Below are 16,234 nucleotides of genomic sequence, written 5' to 3'. Positions count from 1 at the left end.
CTATGTGCTAAAGATTTAAAGACCTTGATTCATAACTAATGATACCTTCTAATTTATTATCCTTCAATATCTAAATCATTTAATACTTCAGTCTTTAATAGGGTAAATAGTACTGGGAAGGCTATTACTGCTCCCATAAGTGATTGAATTACATTCCAGCTTATACTCTGTAATGGTACAATAAGACTTCCTACCATAATTCCTTCAGCAAAATAATACCCTATTATCATCCAAGTAGCTCCTACAAGTACACCTAATATATGCTTAGCTTTTATTTCTGTATCTTCTGTACCGTTATAAGCGACCTTGCCTATAATTAAGCCCATAAGTCCTTTGATAATTAAAGTAAAGGGTGCCCATTGACCAAATCCAGATAAGATATTTGCCAAAGCAGAACCAATACCTCCTGCTAAAGCTCCAAATTTCCAACCAAATAAGATAGCAGTTAAATAGATCATGCTATCTCCTAAGTGTATATAGCCACCTGTACCTGGCATTGGAATATTGATAACCATAGTCGCAATTGCTACTAACCCAGTTAATAATCCTCCTAAAGCTAACTTCTTTGTATTGTTCATCTGTGTTCTCCCTTCAACTTGAATTTTTACTTATATATAATAGCATAAAAATATAGTGTTGTCAAAAACTTGTTTTATTGATATTATTATAGTTTTTTACTCTTTTTAGATTAAAAATCTACAAATTCAAAAGTAAGCTAACTTTCCTTTTTAACTTTTTTTATTATCTGAATTTTATTATAATGTTATTTTTTATAGATTATTATTCTTTTTCTTTGTGGAATTTCTTTGTTATTTTGAATTAATCTACATATAATAAAAAACTTTCATTAGGTTATTATAATAAATGTGACAGAAAGGAGGTGTTAAGTTAAATGACAGTTGGACAAGATCTACACCAAGCTCTTAATGGATTAGAGACTGCTAAGGTTACCTTAGAAGGTTTTGCTCAAGATACTGATGACCAAATGGCACAAGATATGTATCAACAATGTGCTCAAGAGGTACAACATGTTGTACAACAACTAGAAAATCGTACTAATTATGTTGAGGAACAGGAACCTCAATTTAAGCAAGGTACTAATGTACAAGAGCAAAATCAACAGCAATAATCTCTCTTCTTAAATTCAAAGATGGATCTTAGGAATCTAGCCCTAAGATCCATCTCTTTTTGAATATATTTTCTCCTTTTAAACCAAAATATATCTTATAGATAATAATTATAAAGGAGAATAAATATGTTTAATATGCTTAATGTTATAATTTCAATAAGTATAAAACTATTAGTAAGCTTATTTATAATAGCTTTTTTAATAACTTCAACTTATTCCTTATATGGAATATTCTCTAACTTTCAATCATGGAATGATTTAGTTATACACCTTACTAATCTTTTAACTAAACTGCCTAGATTAAATGCCCTTGTTTTAAGTTAAAGATATAACTTAATCTCTAGCTTTATTGACTAGATCAACAATTACTGGAATAAGGGCCAACTGCATTGCAATACCAGGTAATTCCCCCGGGAGATTTGCTGCAACAAGTACTAAAGGATTAGCAAATTCACCGATAAATAGAACAAATATTGTTCTATATACTAATCTACCTACTAGCATAGCAATTATTAAGTTTATATTGATATGAACCTTCTTGTATAATAGACCAGTAATCAGTCCAAAGACGGCTAATTCAACAACCATTAAAGGCATAATAGGTATAGGTGGTCTACCTGTAATAAAGAAGTTTACTAAAGGTGATAATCCTCCTACTGCCATTCCATAAACAGGGCCAACGATAAAACCGGCTAATAAAGCTGGAAGGTGCATAGGTAAAAATATGTTACCTCCTACCCCAGAGGCATGAAAAGCATAAGGTAATATGATACCTAAAGCCAATAAAATACCACTTTGAGTTAATTTTTTAAGCTCCATTGTTTCCCCTCCCTTCTCTTTTATGTATTCTTATTCTTTCTTAGATTTATAATTAATCATATTTATAATAATTCCTTCTTATCTTATCGGTTTATTTGTAAAAAAATCAAATTTATTATATAGTAATTTATAGTGTTACTAAAACAGCCAATACTTAAGAAGGAATTTTTAGAAATTATATTTGCTGCCCAAAAGAGGAGGAAGATTTATGGAAATGAATAAGAGAACTAAAAATCTAGGTGAAGAAGCTATACTTCCCCTATTAATTAAGTTATCATTACCAGCAATAGTAGGTATGGCTATCCAAGCTCTATATAATGTAATAGATAGTATTTACATAGGAAGATTAAGTACTGAAGGATTAGCAGCCTTATCCCTATCTTTTCCTATACAGATGGTTTTAATAGCATTGGCTGTAGGAACGGGAATTGGTGCCAGCTCTTTGATCTCTAGATCCTTAGGGGCCAATGATACTAAAAAAGCCAATAATGTAGCAGTCCATGTTATGATAATAACACTACTTTATGCTTTAATTATTGGAGTTATTGGTTTCTTCTTTTCAGAAGAATTATTTTCCTTCTTTAGCAATGATCCTAAGTTAATTGAATTGGGTGTACCTTATATTAGGATAATTATGACTGGATCTTTGGCCCTTTTCTTTCCGATGATAGCTAATAGTATCTTACAGGGAGAAGGAAATACTATAGCCCCTATGCTTACCCTATTAGTTGGAGCTATTTTAAATATTATTATAGATCCGCTATTAATTTTTGGCCTTGGCCCTTTTCCAGCTCTAGGAATAAAAGGAGCAGCTTACGCTACAGTGTTGGCTCGGATTATAAGTGGACTTTTTATTGGATATATAATCTTTAGTGATAAGAATCAGATCAAGGTAAGCTTAAAAAACTTTAAACTAGATTGGGAAGTAATAGTTGAAATTTATCAGGTAGGCTTACCGGCAATAGTTATGCAACTGCTTGCCAGTATTATGATTGCAGGAGTAAACATTATTGTAGAAGTTTATGATCCAATAGCTGTTGCCGTAGTAGGTATTTACTTTCGTTTACAATCCTTTGTCTTTATGCCCGTTTATGGACTAAAGCAAGGTTTTTTACCCTTATTTGGCTATAACTATGGTCATAATAAGCCTAAAAGAATGAAGGAGGCAATACAGTGGACAATTTTCGTGGCTTTTCTTTTTACTACAGCAGGGTTCTTATTATTTCAATTCTTCCCTAGCAGGTTAATACTTCTCTTTAATAAAGATGAAAGGTTATTAGAGATTGGTATTACTGCTTTAAAAAGGATAAGTTTGGCCTTTCCTTTGATTGGTCCTGCTATAGTTGGTTCATCAATCTTTCAAGGGCTAGGAAAGGGGCTACCTAGTTTAATCATCTCTTTTTTAAGGCAGATAGTACTTTTACTTCCTATTATGTACCTTTTAGGACGTTTTTATGGGTTGGCCCCTCTCTGGTTTGCCTTTCCTATATCAGAATTAATATCAGTAATAATTATGTCTTTTTTATTAGCTAAGGAATTTCGCAGGATATTCTAATACTCCTTAAAATATTCTATATTGAGCTTTACTCTATCTCCATCTTTTAAAGGCTCAGTCAGTTGAGCCTTCTCTCCGTTTTTCTCAATTACTAATTTTCCACCTAAAGTAGTAGGAATTTGATAATTAATATGATCTAAAAGTTGGTTTAACCTTATCCCTTCACCTTCTAATTCAATCTTATCACCATTACTTATAAAATCCTCTATACTAGCCTTTTGACCATTTTTAAAGACTTTAAAATCCTTACTTGGAACTCTTAAAGCCCTATCATTAAAACTTATATTTATCTCACTTCCAATTTTATCTTCACCTAAAATATCCTTTATCTTTACTTCAATCTGTTCTAATCTCTTGAAGGTTACCTTGTCGCCTTCTTCTACTTCATAGTCTAGAGTAACTTCTTTATTATTAATCTTAAGATCATATGCCTTCATTCTATATATCTTATTTTCACCATTTAAGGAGTAGGATAACTTTCTCTCTTTTAAACCTCTAAGAGAGATGCCTAAAACATCTTCAATTACCTCTCTTATTGATTGGATCACCCTATATTCTATCTTATCTCCATCTGAAATTTCCTCTTCTAAGCTAGCTAAATTGCCATTTCTATAATAGATTGGAGCAATTGTTTCTTTCTGACCATTTATAATTATATCACGACTTGGTAGGTCACTGACGATATCCTTTATTTTGCCTGTTCCATTTTCTCCTTTAGAACCAAGCTTTACTTCGATTCTATCTCCTTCTTTTATTATCTCATCAATTCCTTTCTCTTCCCCATTAACTAATACCTGCCCACTTTCTCCTAAGGTACCTCTAATTATCTTTAACTGTCCATTAACTTCTGCTGTTATAGCTAAGCCTGGTCTTGCTTTGAGTGCATTAATTTCAACTTCTCCAGCAAGTAAGGCATCAGAGACCTTTGGATTTGTTAATGTGAATAAATGAAGTTTGTCTCCATTGAGGGTTATATTTGTGAAGTTAGCTCTGCTTTTATTCTTCATTGAACTTACAGCTATACCAAAAGGAGTTATGGATTGAGTCCCACTGATGTTTTTGATCTTACCTTCAATGCCCTTAATTTCTTCTCCGTCTTTAATACCTACTCTATTAATAGGGAGATTTAATTTAGAGGCTAATTTTTCCTTTAATAGAGGTGTTAAACTCCCTCCTCCAATACAGATAACGGCCTGAGGTTTCTTCCCGTTTAGTTCTAAAATTGAATCACCAATTAATCGGGCCAACTCCTCTACCTTATTTTCTATACTCTTTATTATTTGATCAGTAGGAATTTTGACCTTCTGATCTAAGATATCTTTCATTTCTACCTCTTCTTCTTCAACTAGTTTTCTTTTAATACTCTCAGCAGTATTATAATCTACCATATAAGCTTCACAGATAGCTTCTGTCATTTCATCTCCTGCCACAGGTACCATATCATAACCAATTATAGATCCATCTCTAGTAATAGCGATATCAGAGGTTCCTGCTCCTATATCTACCAAAGCTAAGTTGAAGTTATACATCTGCTGAGGAACTATTACATTAGCTGCAGCAATTGGCTCTAAAGTTAAATGGTTAACCTCTAAATCAGCTTGTCTAATAACTGTCAATAAAGAATCTACAACAATTCTTGGCAGGAAGGTGGCTATTATATCTATTTCGATTTTTTTGCCACTTTGACTTAATAAACTTCCTACTCTAATTCCATCTAATAATGTTTGTACAGGTGTATAACCTACAAAGTGATAACCGCTAGCTTTATCTTTATCCTCTCCTGTAGAAAGCTTTTTTTGAGCATCTTGAATTGCAGTAAATTCTAAAAGCTTTATATCATCCTCATTTATCTCTTTTTTGTTATCAAAGTCTATTTGATGGTGACCGGTTAATGTTTTTAAAGCCCGACCTGCGGCTGCAATACCTACTTTATTTAATTCAACGCCTGCCTTTTCTTCTAAACTTTCTTTGATTATCTTTACTTGCTTGGCAACCTCACCGATATTATGTATTTGACCATCTAACATTGATCTGTTTTTATGTTCAACTACCTTTGAATATCTCAGTATTAGATTATCACCTACCTTTTCTAATAAAGCTCCTACTACAGTTCTAGTTCCAATATCTAATGCAAAGATTAAATTTTCTTTTGATTTCATAACTCCTCCTCCTCCTCCTCATCCTCATCTTTAGCTCTTTGATAATTTATACTAATTCTAGGTGAAATTGAAAAGTAATTTCCTGCTCTTTGAAGGTCCTCCACATAGTATTTAACCTCCCACCTTTGGGCAGGATCTTGATCTTTAAAGAAATCTGTATTTACTTTTCCTCTGATAAATTGTTCGCTTAGTAAAACGCCTTTACCTTCTTCATTAAATAAGGCAATATGTAAGCCTCTATAACTTTGGTTCTGTGAGCTACTATCATTCCACTTTAGATTAATTTCTTTAATAACCATTCCTTCAAAAATTTCTCTATCTGAAAAATCCCATACTCCAATATTTGACCAATTATTAGGGTGATAGATTACCAAATTATTAGGTTTACTCTTAACAGAACTTAAAACACCTTGGCCCCAAACAGGAAGAGTAGATAGATTTATAAACAAGATCATTAATAATGTATATGATTTAATTTTCAATCTCAGATCCCTCCTAAATATTTAGATACAGTAATTGTTCATTTCTTATTTGATTTTTATCAGCCACCTGTCACCTAATATATTTATTTAGTCTTTTATTCTTAATCTCCTGCTAAAAGCTTAGATTAATTAAAAGCGAAGCATCTGCTTCGCTTTTCTTAGTTTGCTATATCTTTTTATAAATAAAAGCACTATATGGATCTAAATTTAAATTCTTTACTCTTCCATCTCCCTTTAATAATCTAACACCTAATACTTTCTCTATCCCCTTATTTATAGTTATATCATCGACTTCTTTTATATCAGCAATTTTAACCCAATTCTCTCTATCACATATAGGTAATTTTACTTTAACCCTATCTCGTTCAAAGTTTATCAGTACTATAATTTCCTCTTTAGCACTTCTAACCTTCCACCCAATAACCCTTTTTCCTTTTCCCTGACTTTCTTTCAACCAAGGGCCAATTAACCATTGAAATTCCCCTGTGTCAATAGGATTATATCCACTGATTCGCAAAGCATCATATTTCTTACGAAGGTTAATAATACCTTGAGCCCAACGATAAAAATCATTATATTCAAATTCAGGACAGTTAGGATCGGGAGTTATCTTATTTATATCAATCTTATTAGCTTCACGGTTGACTCCAAATTCTTGGCCCATATAAATCATTGGTTGGCCCAAAGCTACCATAGTTGCAAAAAGAGCCAATCTTGCTTTTCTATCTTTAATATCACAGTTGATTATATCATTAGTTTCTATTTCGAACTTTATACTGGTTTCATCGTGGCTCTCACTATAATTAATTACATTATTTGTATGAGAGGCAAATTGATTTTTAGAGAAGTAGAAGATATCGCCTAAGTTATCTGGACTATCATCCCAATGATTTCTAAATTGGCCCTCTCTTAGAATGGCTTTTAGTTTATCATGGAATATATCACTCCATTGAGCATATCCATTAAAACCATCAAAGTTTAGGTCAGGTTGATTGGGTAGATTCTCGACTATCATAACTGCATCTCTTTTAAATCCTTTATCTCTAATTTCATCCTGTAATCTATATAATAATCTATGATCCATATAATTTGTATGGGTTGCATCAAACCTAAATCCATCTATATGATATTCTTCAATAAATAATTTACAAGAATCTATGAGCATATTATCAACTTCAGCTTTGCCAGTAGCTAAGCGATTTCCCCATTGAGTTGCCCCAGAAAAATAAAAACCACCAGGATCTGAACCATCATCAATCAATTTCCACAAAGGATTGAAATCATTTGACGTGTGATTAAAGACCTGATCTATTATTACTGCTAAGCCATAGTTATGTGCTACATCTACTAGTTCTCTAAAATCATCTGGTCTCCCAAAGTCCTTTTCTACAGACATAAATGAGCAAGGATCATAACCTAAACCAAAGGAACTCCAAGCTTCTGAAGTTGGCATAAAGGCTAATGCTGTGACTCCTAAGTTATTAAAATACCCTTCTTTAATTCTCTTTGTTACCCCTTTAAAAGTACTCTGTTCCTCTAAAGATATATCTGAATCTTGATCTGTAAATCCATATACATTTAATTCATAGATTATTAGGTCTTTAATATCTGGTGTATTCCACTCTTCATCACTCCACTGAAACTCTGTTGGGTCTACAACTACGCAGTTTTCCATCCTATAATCACTACTATATAGTCTGGTATATGGATCATAAACAAAGCCTTCATTCCCTTTTGTTCCCCCTTGTACATAAAACTTGTATTCTACTTCCTCTAAGGATGAATTTATATCTTCTTTCATTACCCTAGTCCACCAGATATTTGGGTTATTATAATAACCACGATAAAGCTTCATTTCGATAAATTTATCTTCTTCTTTACAACGTCTTCCATGAATCTTATAAGGAGCTTTAAACCCGTTAATATTAGAAGCTAAATACACCTTTGCAGCCCTTGGATGAAAGAAAGCAAAACTTATTGATCCATCTAAAAGTTTGTGTGCTCCTAAAAGTGAGTTCGTTTCTAAACGAGATATATCAGTATTTGGTAGGTAAAAGTTTTCTTTAGGTATTAAATCTTTAATTTCATTATATATATCTTTAATATCTCCTACTGCTGCTTCTGGTCTAACACTATAGATATTATGCCACCCTGCCTTACACCAGATCTCATCTCCAAAACCAGTATTATAAAAACGGTTACTCTTATCTCCTTCCCAAACTATATTCTTTCCCCCAATATCTTTAAACTTAAAGTTAAAAGCACTTCTATTAATTTGAAGATCATAATATGGGCCAAAATCATCACTCCCACTTGGTCTTAATTCTTTTTTTATTAGACCTGTACCCTCCTGCCAAACCCATAGTATAGGTTCTGTGAAGTTATTATTGTTATCATAATGTATTCTAAGCTTAATTCTCATTTTATCTTCCCCCTTTTTTAAAGGTTATCTATCATTATATTATTGACTAAGGATTAATAAAATATTAATATAGAAAGAAGAGGTGATTTTGGATGAAGTTAATTGATCTACATTGTGATACGATAAGTAGAATCTTTTATGAAAGTGGAGAATTGAAAGCAAATGATTTTCAAGTTGATCTAAATAAATTAAAAAAAGGTGGAGCAATAGCTCAGTTTTTTGCTTTATACTTAGATTTAAAAGAAGAAGAATCCCTTAATAATGATCCTTCTAAGACCTGCTTAAATATGCTTGATCTTTTTTATAATGAAATTGAAAAGAACAGTAACGATATTGCCTTGGCCCGTAATTATTGCGATTTAAAGGCAAACTCTAAAAAAAATAAGATTTCGGCATTTTTAACAATTGAAGAAGGTGGAGTTTTAGGAGATTCGCTTTATAATCTAAGAAACTTTTATAGGTTAGGAATTAGATTGATAACCCTTACTTGGAATTATCCTAATTCTCTAGGGTATCCAAATTCAGATAATAAATTTAGAGATACAGGGCTGACTCCCTTTGGTAAAGAGGTAATAAGAGAAATGAATCGTTTGGGTATCTTGATTGATGTTTCCCATCTATCTGATGGTGGTTTCTATGATGTTGCTCAGCTCTCTTCTCAACCTTTTATTGCATCTCACTCCAATGCCAGATCACTTAGAGACCATTCCCGAAATTTGAGTGATCAAATGATTAAAATTTTAAGTAATAAGGGTGGAGTTGTTGGGATAAACTTTGCTTCTGACTTCTTAATCGGTGGTGAGAAGAGTTATATTAGAGATATTATTAGACATATTAAGCATATTAGAGATACTGCTGGAATTGAGGTAATAGCCCTAGGTTCTGACTTTGATGGTATCTCCTCTAAGCTAGAGATTGAGAATATTGGTCAAATGAATAAACTCTATTATGCTCTTAAAAAAGAAAAGTTTAGCGAAGATCAGATCGAAAAAATCTTCTTTAAGAATGCCCAGCGGGTCATTCGAGAAGTTTTGTGAATTTAAGAAATAATATTATTCTTTACTTAAAATTCAACTATCTATCTTCAATGCATCTTGGGGGCAGATTTTTATACACTTTTGGCAGTGGAGACAGTCTAGGTCATTGTTCTTAGCTCTGTCAAAAGAATGGGGCTTTAAGTCCATTTTACAACCTTTCTCACATAAGTTACACTTATTACACTTCTCTTCTTTTACCTGTACACTCTGTACTTTCACATCTATATTCCTTTTACATAAGGTTAAAAAAGTCGCTAGAGACCCCATAGGACAGAATTTGCACCAAGTTCTTTGATTTATTACTACTCCTAAGATAATAGTTATTATTGTGGTAAATAAGACTATTCTATATAATAAAGCTGAAATCACATTGAACTCTCCAGAACTATAAAAGATACCGGTAAAGAAGATAAAAAATAAGAAGAATAAAGCAAATACTCTCAAATATATCGAGCTAAATGCTTGGGGAATTATTTTTTGACGACTAATTTTTTTAAGAAGATTATCATTAAAACTCCCTCTAGGGCATAAGTTGCCACACCAGATTCGACCATCATTATAAACTGCTACAATTGGTGGTGCTAGAATACACAATAAGGCTAGAATTCCTACTCCTAGATACCTCCACCCTAAGATTAAATAGGCTACTAGAAAGATCCAACTAAACTTGCCAATCTTGGTTATAAAGCTTTTCTTTTTCATTAAATCATTCCTCCTTATATATATGTATATTTAAATTTTCATATTATATTTTATGTTCATAAGTGACTAAGTTTTAAGTGGATTAATTAAAGAAAAAAGAAGATGAGACCTTATTAAAGGATTTACTCATCTTCTAGCTTACTTTATTATTCTGAAAATCTTCTTATTCTAGTAAATAATTTATATGATTAAACTTAGCATCTAATCTAGCTTCTGCACCTTCTATTGATCGGTTTAAATTTTGGGTTGAGACTGCTCCACTACTAAATCTAGCAGCTCTTAAGATACTTTCCTTTGTTCTCTCTTTTTGTCTATCTATCTTATCTTCTACTAAGAGGATTACCCTATCTATATCATCCCCTACTCCAGTTCTTAAACTATCTAAGTAAGAGAGCATCTCCCCACTTAGAGCTGGGCTGTTGGCCCAAACTTCTTCGTTTTTATAATTAGTTGGCCCTTCACTATAATTATTCATCCAGAAAGCCACAATTAAATATAAACTTGCTAATGCAATAGTTTTAATTATTTTTTTCATTTTTGCCCTCCTTATAATAATTTTCTTTTTTAATTTATCCAAACTTACATCTAAATATAAGTTTTATTCTTATTTTTTAATAGTCATAAGTGACTATTCTATAATTGAATCATTTAAATAAAGAACCTTTCATATTCTATATAAAGGATATTGAATCTTATTAGAGAAGCTTTTATACATAAGAAAGAAATAAATTGGAGGTGTTTTTCTATGAAGAAGATCTATTTTTTGATCATATTATCTCTACTTCTTCTCTTCTTTCCTTCTAAACTTGAAGCTAGTGGGGAAAAGGTTATAAGTACTTTAGGAAGTTCAAATCTTATAAGCCAAACTAATATGACTAAGATCCACCTTAATATCAATGGTGATGGGAGAAACAGATCACAAATTCAGCAGGAAGTAAGAAGATCCATTAATGATCTATTGGAAGAATTATTAAGTTTAGAAGCTTTTAAAGAGGAAGATATAGAGGATAAGGGTTTTTCTTGGAGTGATAATACTAAGCTAAAAGAAAGAAATGTCTATAAGTATGCAGGCGAATTAGTAATTGAAATAATTGATAATGATCCAGATAGTCTTTATGATACTACTTTAGAAGTGTTAGATTTAATTAAAGAACTAGATCCTAGCCAAAGAAGGGTTAACTATAATCGTCATGTAAATATAGAATACAATATTAATGAAGCTTACTATAGTTTTAGCAATGTTAAAAAATATAAAGAGACCTTATTAAAGAATAGCCTAGAAGATAGTAGAGAAACTTTGGATATATTATTGAATTTAAGTAGTTTAAACTTTGTTGGCATTGCTGCTATTGAAGAAGTTAAAGGAAGTAATCTAAATAGTTATGTAGAAGAGATTGATCTAGATGATATCCAACAACCTAAATTAAAGGTGTTAGAAAGCAAAATATTAGTTGACTATAGGGTTAAATAAAACAAAGAAATATCTGTTATGCGCTCACGGTGTTACGGTCTGCATACTTGCCTGGTATCCTTTAGATACCTTTGTCAATGAACTTCAATATTTTTATCTTTAAATTGTCATTGGTGCTACAAGGCGTTGGCCCATTGGATATGTCCAGCTTCGCTGGACATACAACATCCCTGGGCTTCGCGACGTCTGAGCTTACTTTCGATAAAACCAATCTCGTTCGTTAAAAAAATACAATATGATATAAGTCATCTCTACCTTCTTACTAAGGGTCATATTTGGTAAGTAGATATATACGCCTTCTGCTTAAGGGTTAATCTTTTCTTGTATAGTTGGCGTATACCCCTCTCAGAACCGTACGTGCCCAATTTAGGCATACGGCTCCCCAGATGATCCTCTTTACACAAAAGCGGAGTTAAGATTCACTCTGATCTTTGGTTCTGGCAATGGGAATACTTCGGTTAATCTTCTTAATTTATCCCACTTCATACTATTTCGTTGGCTTCTTCTATTAAGCCCTTTGTACAGTAGATTTATCACTTCTGTTTTATATTTCTCTAGCCATTTCCAATTATCGCTTACTCCATAGTATTGGAAATGTCCTTTTATCTTCTGGGTTACCTTTCTCCATATTTCGTTTATTGGAAGATGTCTATTCTCTTTTATCCATCTAGAGAATTCATTTATCTTTGCCTTGAATTTCTTTCTTGATGTCTTCCATTTGATTTTAAATTTTCCTCTTCTACTTTTCCCACAATAATGGGTGAATCCCAGAAAATCAAAGGTTTCTGCTTTATTCTTACCTCTCCTTTTGGCATCTCTTTGAGCGAATCTTCCAAACTCTATTACTTTGGTCTTTTCTTCTGATAGTTTTAGATTAAATTTATTAAGTCTTCCTTTCAATGCTCTATAAAACCTTTCTACATCTCTTTTGTATTGAAAGCAAAATACTATATCATCAGCATACCTTGTCATATATGCTTCCCCTTTACAATACTTAGTCACTACCTTTTCAAACCATAGGTCTATTGTATAGTGAAGGTAGATGTTTGCTAATAAAGGAGATAGTGTTCCTCCTTGTGGTACTCCACTTTTACTTTTATAATATTTGCCTTCTTCTATCACTCCTGCTTTTAAGAATCTTTTGATTAATCTTAATATTTTGGTGTCATTTATTCTATGTTGTAGAAACTTCATCATCCATTCATGGCTTACATTATCAAAGAATCCTTTGATATCTGCGTCTACTACATAGTTCACCTTCTTTGTTCCTATATCTTTACTTAGATTCTTCAAAGCTTCATGACAGTTCCTGTTAGGGCGAAACCCATAAGAGAATGGTAGAAAGTCTTGTTCATATATATTTTCCATTATTATTACTAAGGCTGTTTGCACTACCTTATCTTCTAGTGCTGGTATGCCAAGAGGTCTCATTTTACCACTATCAGTCTTCTTTATATATTTCCTTCTTACTGGATTAGGTTTAAATGAGTTGCTTTTAAGTCTACTGTTCAAATCCTTAATATTTTCTTCTAGATTTTCTGCATAGCTATTCTTAGTTTCTTTATCTACCCCTGGTGCTGCTTTTGGAGATAGTCTCCAAAATGCTTCTATCAGCGTGCTTTTATAGAGTAGATGACTTAGAGAGCAGAATCTTACCTCTTTATCTTTCTTCGCTCTTTGTGCTATGCGAGCAAGTTTTGTTCTCACCCTTTCTTCGGTTCTGTGTCCGATAGATGTGTCCCTTGCTTGCAGTTTCATCTGTTACTACTCCTTCCCTCCACTAGAGTTACCCAGTTTCTTTGGTACTATGAGAGTATCCGACTTCCTATTGGCGTTTGTCTTCTTTACCTCTTCAGCTCATCAGACATACTCTCCTTGCGGAAAGACCTAATAGGACCTCCCTAGGTTTCTATATATTCTTGATGTTTAGCGAGGTAGTGCCTTAGACTCCGGAGATGATTACTTATGCTCGCCTTTTATGCATAAGTAGTTACTGTCTTCCACTTTAGCGACAGCTTCGACCCTTCTCATTTACACGGTTTTCGGAGCTCAATACAGTTCACCGCTGGCAAACCAATCCCTACGAGTCCTCTCGGACTCTCCGTGAAAACCACAAAAACCGTATCCAGTCGATTCTACCTTGCTAACTTTCTGTCTACGCTTAAAGTGTTATGTTACCATAACACCTCCAAGACTCGATACAGAGCTGCTGGCTAACCTTTACTCTGATGAGATTTACACTCACTAGAATATATACCCTGATAGGACGCACCGCTAAGCCTATGTTAGACGAAGTCGTATTTACTTTCTCTTATCTATTCTTTTAACTTTTTCATATATATTATGTGACCAAGTCCAAATATCATATTTGCTATGATCTAAAAAAACAAAATACTTATGCATTTCACTTGGAATATTTCCCATTAAAACATCTTTAAAATTTTCAGATGTTGCTATAGCCGCTAAGTTAGGCAAAATATCAATAGAATCTTTTATCTTTAAATAATGATATCCATCTGAAATATAACCTGAATGTTTAATCAAATCTTTATATTTGAAATAAAATCTTACCCCAGGAATAAATTTTTCATTTAAATCTTCCTTTTCTGGAAATTTTCCTAATCTTCTTTCTATCACTAATCGGTCTCCCGCTTGACAATTACCAAAACCAAACATTACATAGTCAAAGTAATCTGATGGATCTCCTGGAACATTACTTTTTTCCATAGCTAATTCTTGACCATCAATGCCTTTAACCTTAGCAGAAGAACAGATTTTACCATCTTTTATTATCTTTATAGCGTTCTCTACACTTGTAATATGGCAAACATATTCTGTCATACAGCCTTCTTCAATACAAGCAGTACAATGAGTTAATTTGATTGGAATGTCCTTTACTCTATTTTTTTGTGTAGAAAGTTTTGTCTCAATAACTTCTTTAAATTTTTTATGTTCATCTTTAAAAAAATTTAAAATAGAAGCTACTACTTTCTCTTTTGTTACATCATCTTTAAACCATAATATAACTTTTCTATCATAATATAATTCATATAGTATATATTCATTAAAATGTTTTAACTCCCATTTGCTAGGTATAGGATATTCACCTAATCCACAACTATAATGTCTAATAGATGGATTTTCTCCTGCTTTCCAACTTAAAGAAAAATCATAATCGGCAAATGTAACAATTACATCATAACCTAAATCAACTATTTCTTCTATTGTACCATTAAAATTTACAGGATTGTTATTAGTATTAATTATTCCTACTTTCTGTTCAATTAAATATTCTATATTCATTTTAAAATTTAAAACCTCCTCAATAAATAATACAATCACTTGCGATTTAGTCTGTAGCTCCAACGCTCAACACATTAGCTAAGTTAAACCCCCAGTCCCCGCCCAGACACTAAAGGCTCGAGCGCCAAATGTTGGCCCTTTCGAAGCTACTATGCGTTCACTTGTGTTACGGTCTGCATACTTCCTTGGTATCCTTTAGATACCTTTGTCAGTAGACTTCAATACTTCGATTTGTCTTCGCGTTGCCATTCGTGCTACAAGGCTTTGGCTTTTACCTTGGTGGGGCGTCTGAGCTTACTTTCGATAAAACCACTCTCGTTCGTTAAAACAAAACACTCTGATATAAGTAATCTCTACCTTCCTACCAAGGCTCATATGTATAGCAATAGGTAAGAGTTTGGTGTAATCTCCATCTTTTCCCCTGCTCCACACTCTGCATGAAGTTTTCAACTTCACAAGGCGTTCTATGAAAATAAGATAATTATTACTATTTATCATATATAGCTGAAAACTTCTATTGAAGTCCCATTGGGCAAGGATTGGAAGATAAAACTTTCTTCCCTAACTTTCTTTTAGTCTCACCAGAAACCAATGATAACGATAGGTAAGAATTTGATATTATCTCCAACTTTTCCCCCGCTCCACACCGTGCGTGAGACTTTCACCTCACACGGCGTTCCATCAAGTGTATTAAATTATGTGGATTTTACTATTTCCTAACTTAGAACTCGAAACTCTGGCTCATAGCTTGTGTGTAGCTCCTCAAAGTTTCTCTAAGTGTAGTCATAAGTCGCTTAGAACTTCCTTTAGTTGTTCCTATAGAAGCCTGTCTTCGGGAATTAACCCTGCTCTCTTAGTCTCACCAGAACCTTATGTGTTAAATAATAAAATTATATTAATCTAATACATTGACTTGTGGCTATTCCTCCACCTCTTATTATCAAGGTTTCAACGGTACTTTACCACTACTCTCACTAATATTAAGGTATGTTATCTATAATTAGTTTCCATACCACCACTTCATAGGTATTAAGACCTCCGTGTTATTAGCTTTCCTTGTTCCAAAAGACTTTACCTTTACATATATCCTTAGATTTCTCCTATAAGCCTGTATATCTCTATTAAGAGTATATCCCCTATAAGGATATAAGGACT

At 32.8% G+C, this 16,234-nt stretch carries 13 protein-coding genes; 4 read left to right on the top strand and 9 right to left on the bottom strand.

Annotated features, from left to right (window positions below):
- Nucleotides 1–56: 56 nt before the first annotated feature.
- Nucleotides 57–578, bottom strand: a complete 522-nt coding sequence (locus tag HALSAC_RS0111815) for an ECF transporter S component (RefSeq protein ID WP_027340425.1) — start codon at nt 576–578, stop codon at nt 57–59.
- A 314-nt stretch (nt 579–892) separates the two neighbouring features.
- Between HALSAC_RS0111815 and HALSAC_RS0111810 the strand changes: the two genes are divergently transcribed.
- Nucleotides 893–1,129: a DUF1657 domain-containing protein gene (locus HALSAC_RS0111810; protein WP_027340424.1), complete on the top strand. Its 237-nt coding sequence runs from the start codon at nt 893–895 to the stop codon at nt 1,127–1,129.
- Nucleotides 1,130–1,462: 333 nt separating this feature from the next.
- On the opposite strand, the gene HALSAC_RS0111800 is transcribed toward HALSAC_RS0111810, so the two are convergent.
- Nucleotides 1,463–1,948, bottom strand: coding sequence for an ECF transporter S component (locus tag HALSAC_RS0111800; protein WP_027340422.1), 486 nt, complete (start codon nt 1,946–1,948; stop codon nt 1,463–1,465).
- Between the two features lie 208 nt (nt 1,949–2,156).
- Between HALSAC_RS0111800 and HALSAC_RS0111795 the strand changes: the two genes are divergently transcribed.
- Entirely contained in the window at nt 2,157–3,503 is a 1,347-nt protein-coding gene (locus tag HALSAC_RS0111795; protein ID WP_027340421.1) for an MATE family efflux transporter, read from the top strand.
- Here the strand turns inward: HALSAC_RS0111795 and HALSAC_RS0111790 are convergent.
- From HALSAC_RS0111790 to HALSAC_RS0111780, 3 genes are all read right to left on the bottom strand, one after another.
- Nucleotides 3,500–5,662 (bottom strand): cell division FtsA domain-containing protein, encoded by a 2,163-nt coding sequence (locus HALSAC_RS0111790; RefSeq protein ID WP_027340420.1) that lies wholly within the window; start codon nt 5,660–5,662, stop codon nt 3,500–3,502. The two genes, HALSAC_RS0111795 and HALSAC_RS0111790, sit on opposite strands and share 4 nt — an antisense overlap.
- Entirely contained in the window at nt 5,659–6,144 is a 486-nt protein-coding gene (locus tag HALSAC_RS0111785) for a hypothetical protein (RefSeq protein ID WP_027340419.1), read from the bottom strand. The genes HALSAC_RS0111790 and HALSAC_RS0111785 overlap by 4 nt, the downstream gene beginning before the upstream one ends.
- Before the next feature lie 166 nt (nt 6,145–6,310).
- Entirely contained in the window at nt 6,311–8,566 is a 2,256-nt protein-coding gene (locus HALSAC_RS0111780; RefSeq protein WP_027340418.1) for an alpha-amylase family glycosyl hydrolase, read from the bottom strand.
- 92 nt (nt 8,567–8,658) lie between these two features.
- Here HALSAC_RS0111780 and HALSAC_RS0111775 point away from each other — a divergent pair, with 92 nt between their 5' ends.
- A complete protein-coding gene (locus tag HALSAC_RS0111775; RefSeq protein WP_027340417.1) occupies nt 8,659–9,603 on the top strand; it encodes a dipeptidase in 945 nt (314 codons plus the stop codon).
- A gap of 33 nt (nt 9,604–9,636) precedes the next feature.
- On the opposite strand, the gene HALSAC_RS0111770 is transcribed toward HALSAC_RS0111775, so the two are convergent.
- Complete coding sequence (locus HALSAC_RS0111770; protein WP_027340416.1) at nt 9,637–10,305, bottom strand: 4Fe-4S binding protein; 669 nt, start codon at nt 10,303–10,305, stop codon at nt 9,637–9,639.
- Between the two features lie 163 nt (nt 10,306–10,468).
- Nucleotides 10,469–10,840 (bottom strand): hypothetical protein, encoded by a 372-nt coding sequence (locus tag HALSAC_RS0111765; protein WP_027340415.1) that lies wholly within the window; start codon nt 10,838–10,840, stop codon nt 10,469–10,471.
- A 210-nt stretch (nt 10,841–11,050) separates the two neighbouring features.
- Between HALSAC_RS0111765 and HALSAC_RS0111760 the strand changes: the two genes are divergently transcribed.
- Nucleotides 11,051–11,776 carry a hypothetical protein gene (locus HALSAC_RS0111760; protein WP_027340414.1) on the top strand — a complete coding sequence of 242 codons (726 nt, stop codon included), beginning with the start codon at nt 11,051–11,053 and terminating at the stop codon, nt 11,774–11,776.
- Between the two features lie 396 nt (nt 11,777–12,172).
- Here the strand turns inward: HALSAC_RS0111760 and ltrA are convergent, their stop codons facing one another.
- Both ltrA and HALSAC_RS16615 read right to left on the bottom strand, forming a co-directional pair.
- A complete protein-coding gene (ltrA, locus tag HALSAC_RS0111755) occupies nt 12,173–13,534 on the bottom strand; it encodes a group II intron reverse transcriptase/maturase (protein ID WP_035571861.1) in 1,362 nt (453 codons plus the stop codon).
- A 543-nt stretch (nt 13,535–14,077) separates the two neighbouring features.
- Nucleotides 14,078–15,079 (bottom strand): hypothetical protein, encoded by a 1,002-nt coding sequence (locus HALSAC_RS16615; RefSeq protein WP_051412208.1) that lies wholly within the window; start codon nt 15,077–15,079, stop codon nt 14,078–14,080.
- Nucleotides 15,080–16,234 lie beyond the last annotated feature (1,155 nt).

Source organism: Halonatronum saccharophilum DSM 13868, from assembly GCF_000517025.1.
Taxonomy (GTDB): domain Bacteria; phylum Bacillota; class Halanaerobiia; order Halobacteroidales; family Halobacteroidaceae; genus Halonatronum; species Halonatronum saccharophilum.
The sequence above is the reverse complement of the archived record's forward strand: the minus strand, read 5'-3'. Positions and strand labels throughout refer to the sequence as shown.

Coding starts and splice junctions, on each gene's coding strand:
- HALSAC_RS0111765 (WP_027340415.1), bottom strand. CDS start 10,840: ATGAAAAAAATAATTAAAACTATTGCATTAGCAAGTTTATATTTAATT.
- HALSAC_RS0111770 (WP_027340416.1), bottom strand. CDS start 10,305: ATGAAAAAGAAAAGCTTTATAACCAAGATTGGCAAGTTTAGTTGGATC.
- HALSAC_RS0111800 (WP_027340422.1), bottom strand. CDS start 1,948: ATGGAGCTTAAAAAATTAACTCAAAGTGGTATTTTATTGGCTTTAGGT.
- HALSAC_RS0111795 (WP_027340421.1), top strand. CDS start 2,157: ATGGAAATGAATAAGAGAACTAAAAATCTAGGTGAAGAAGCTATACTT.
- HALSAC_RS0111815 (WP_027340425.1), bottom strand. CDS start 578: ATGAACAATACAAAGAAGTTAGCTTTAGGAGGATTATTAACTGGGTTA.
- HALSAC_RS16615 (WP_051412208.1), bottom strand. CDS start 15,079: ATGAATATAGAATATTTAATTGAACAGAAAGTAGGAATAATTAATACT.
- HALSAC_RS0111810 (WP_027340424.1), top strand. CDS start 893: ATGACAGTTGGACAAGATCTACACCAAGCTCTTAATGGATTAGAGACT.
- HALSAC_RS0111780 (WP_027340418.1), bottom strand. CDS start 8,566: ATGAGAATTAAGCTTAGAATACATTATGATAACAATAATAACTTCACA.
- HALSAC_RS0111760 (WP_027340414.1), top strand. CDS start 11,051: ATGAAGAAGATCTATTTTTTGATCATATTATCTCTACTTCTTCTCTTC.
- HALSAC_RS0111775 (WP_027340417.1), top strand. CDS start 8,659: ATGAAGTTAATTGATCTACATTGTGATACGATAAGTAGAATCTTTTAT.
- ltrA (WP_035571861.1), bottom strand. CDS start 13,534: ATGAAACTGCAAGCAAGGGACACATCTATCGGACACAGAACCGAAGAA.
- HALSAC_RS0111790 (WP_027340420.1), bottom strand. CDS start 5,662: ATGAAATCAAAAGAAAATTTAATCTTTGCATTAGATATTGGAACTAGA.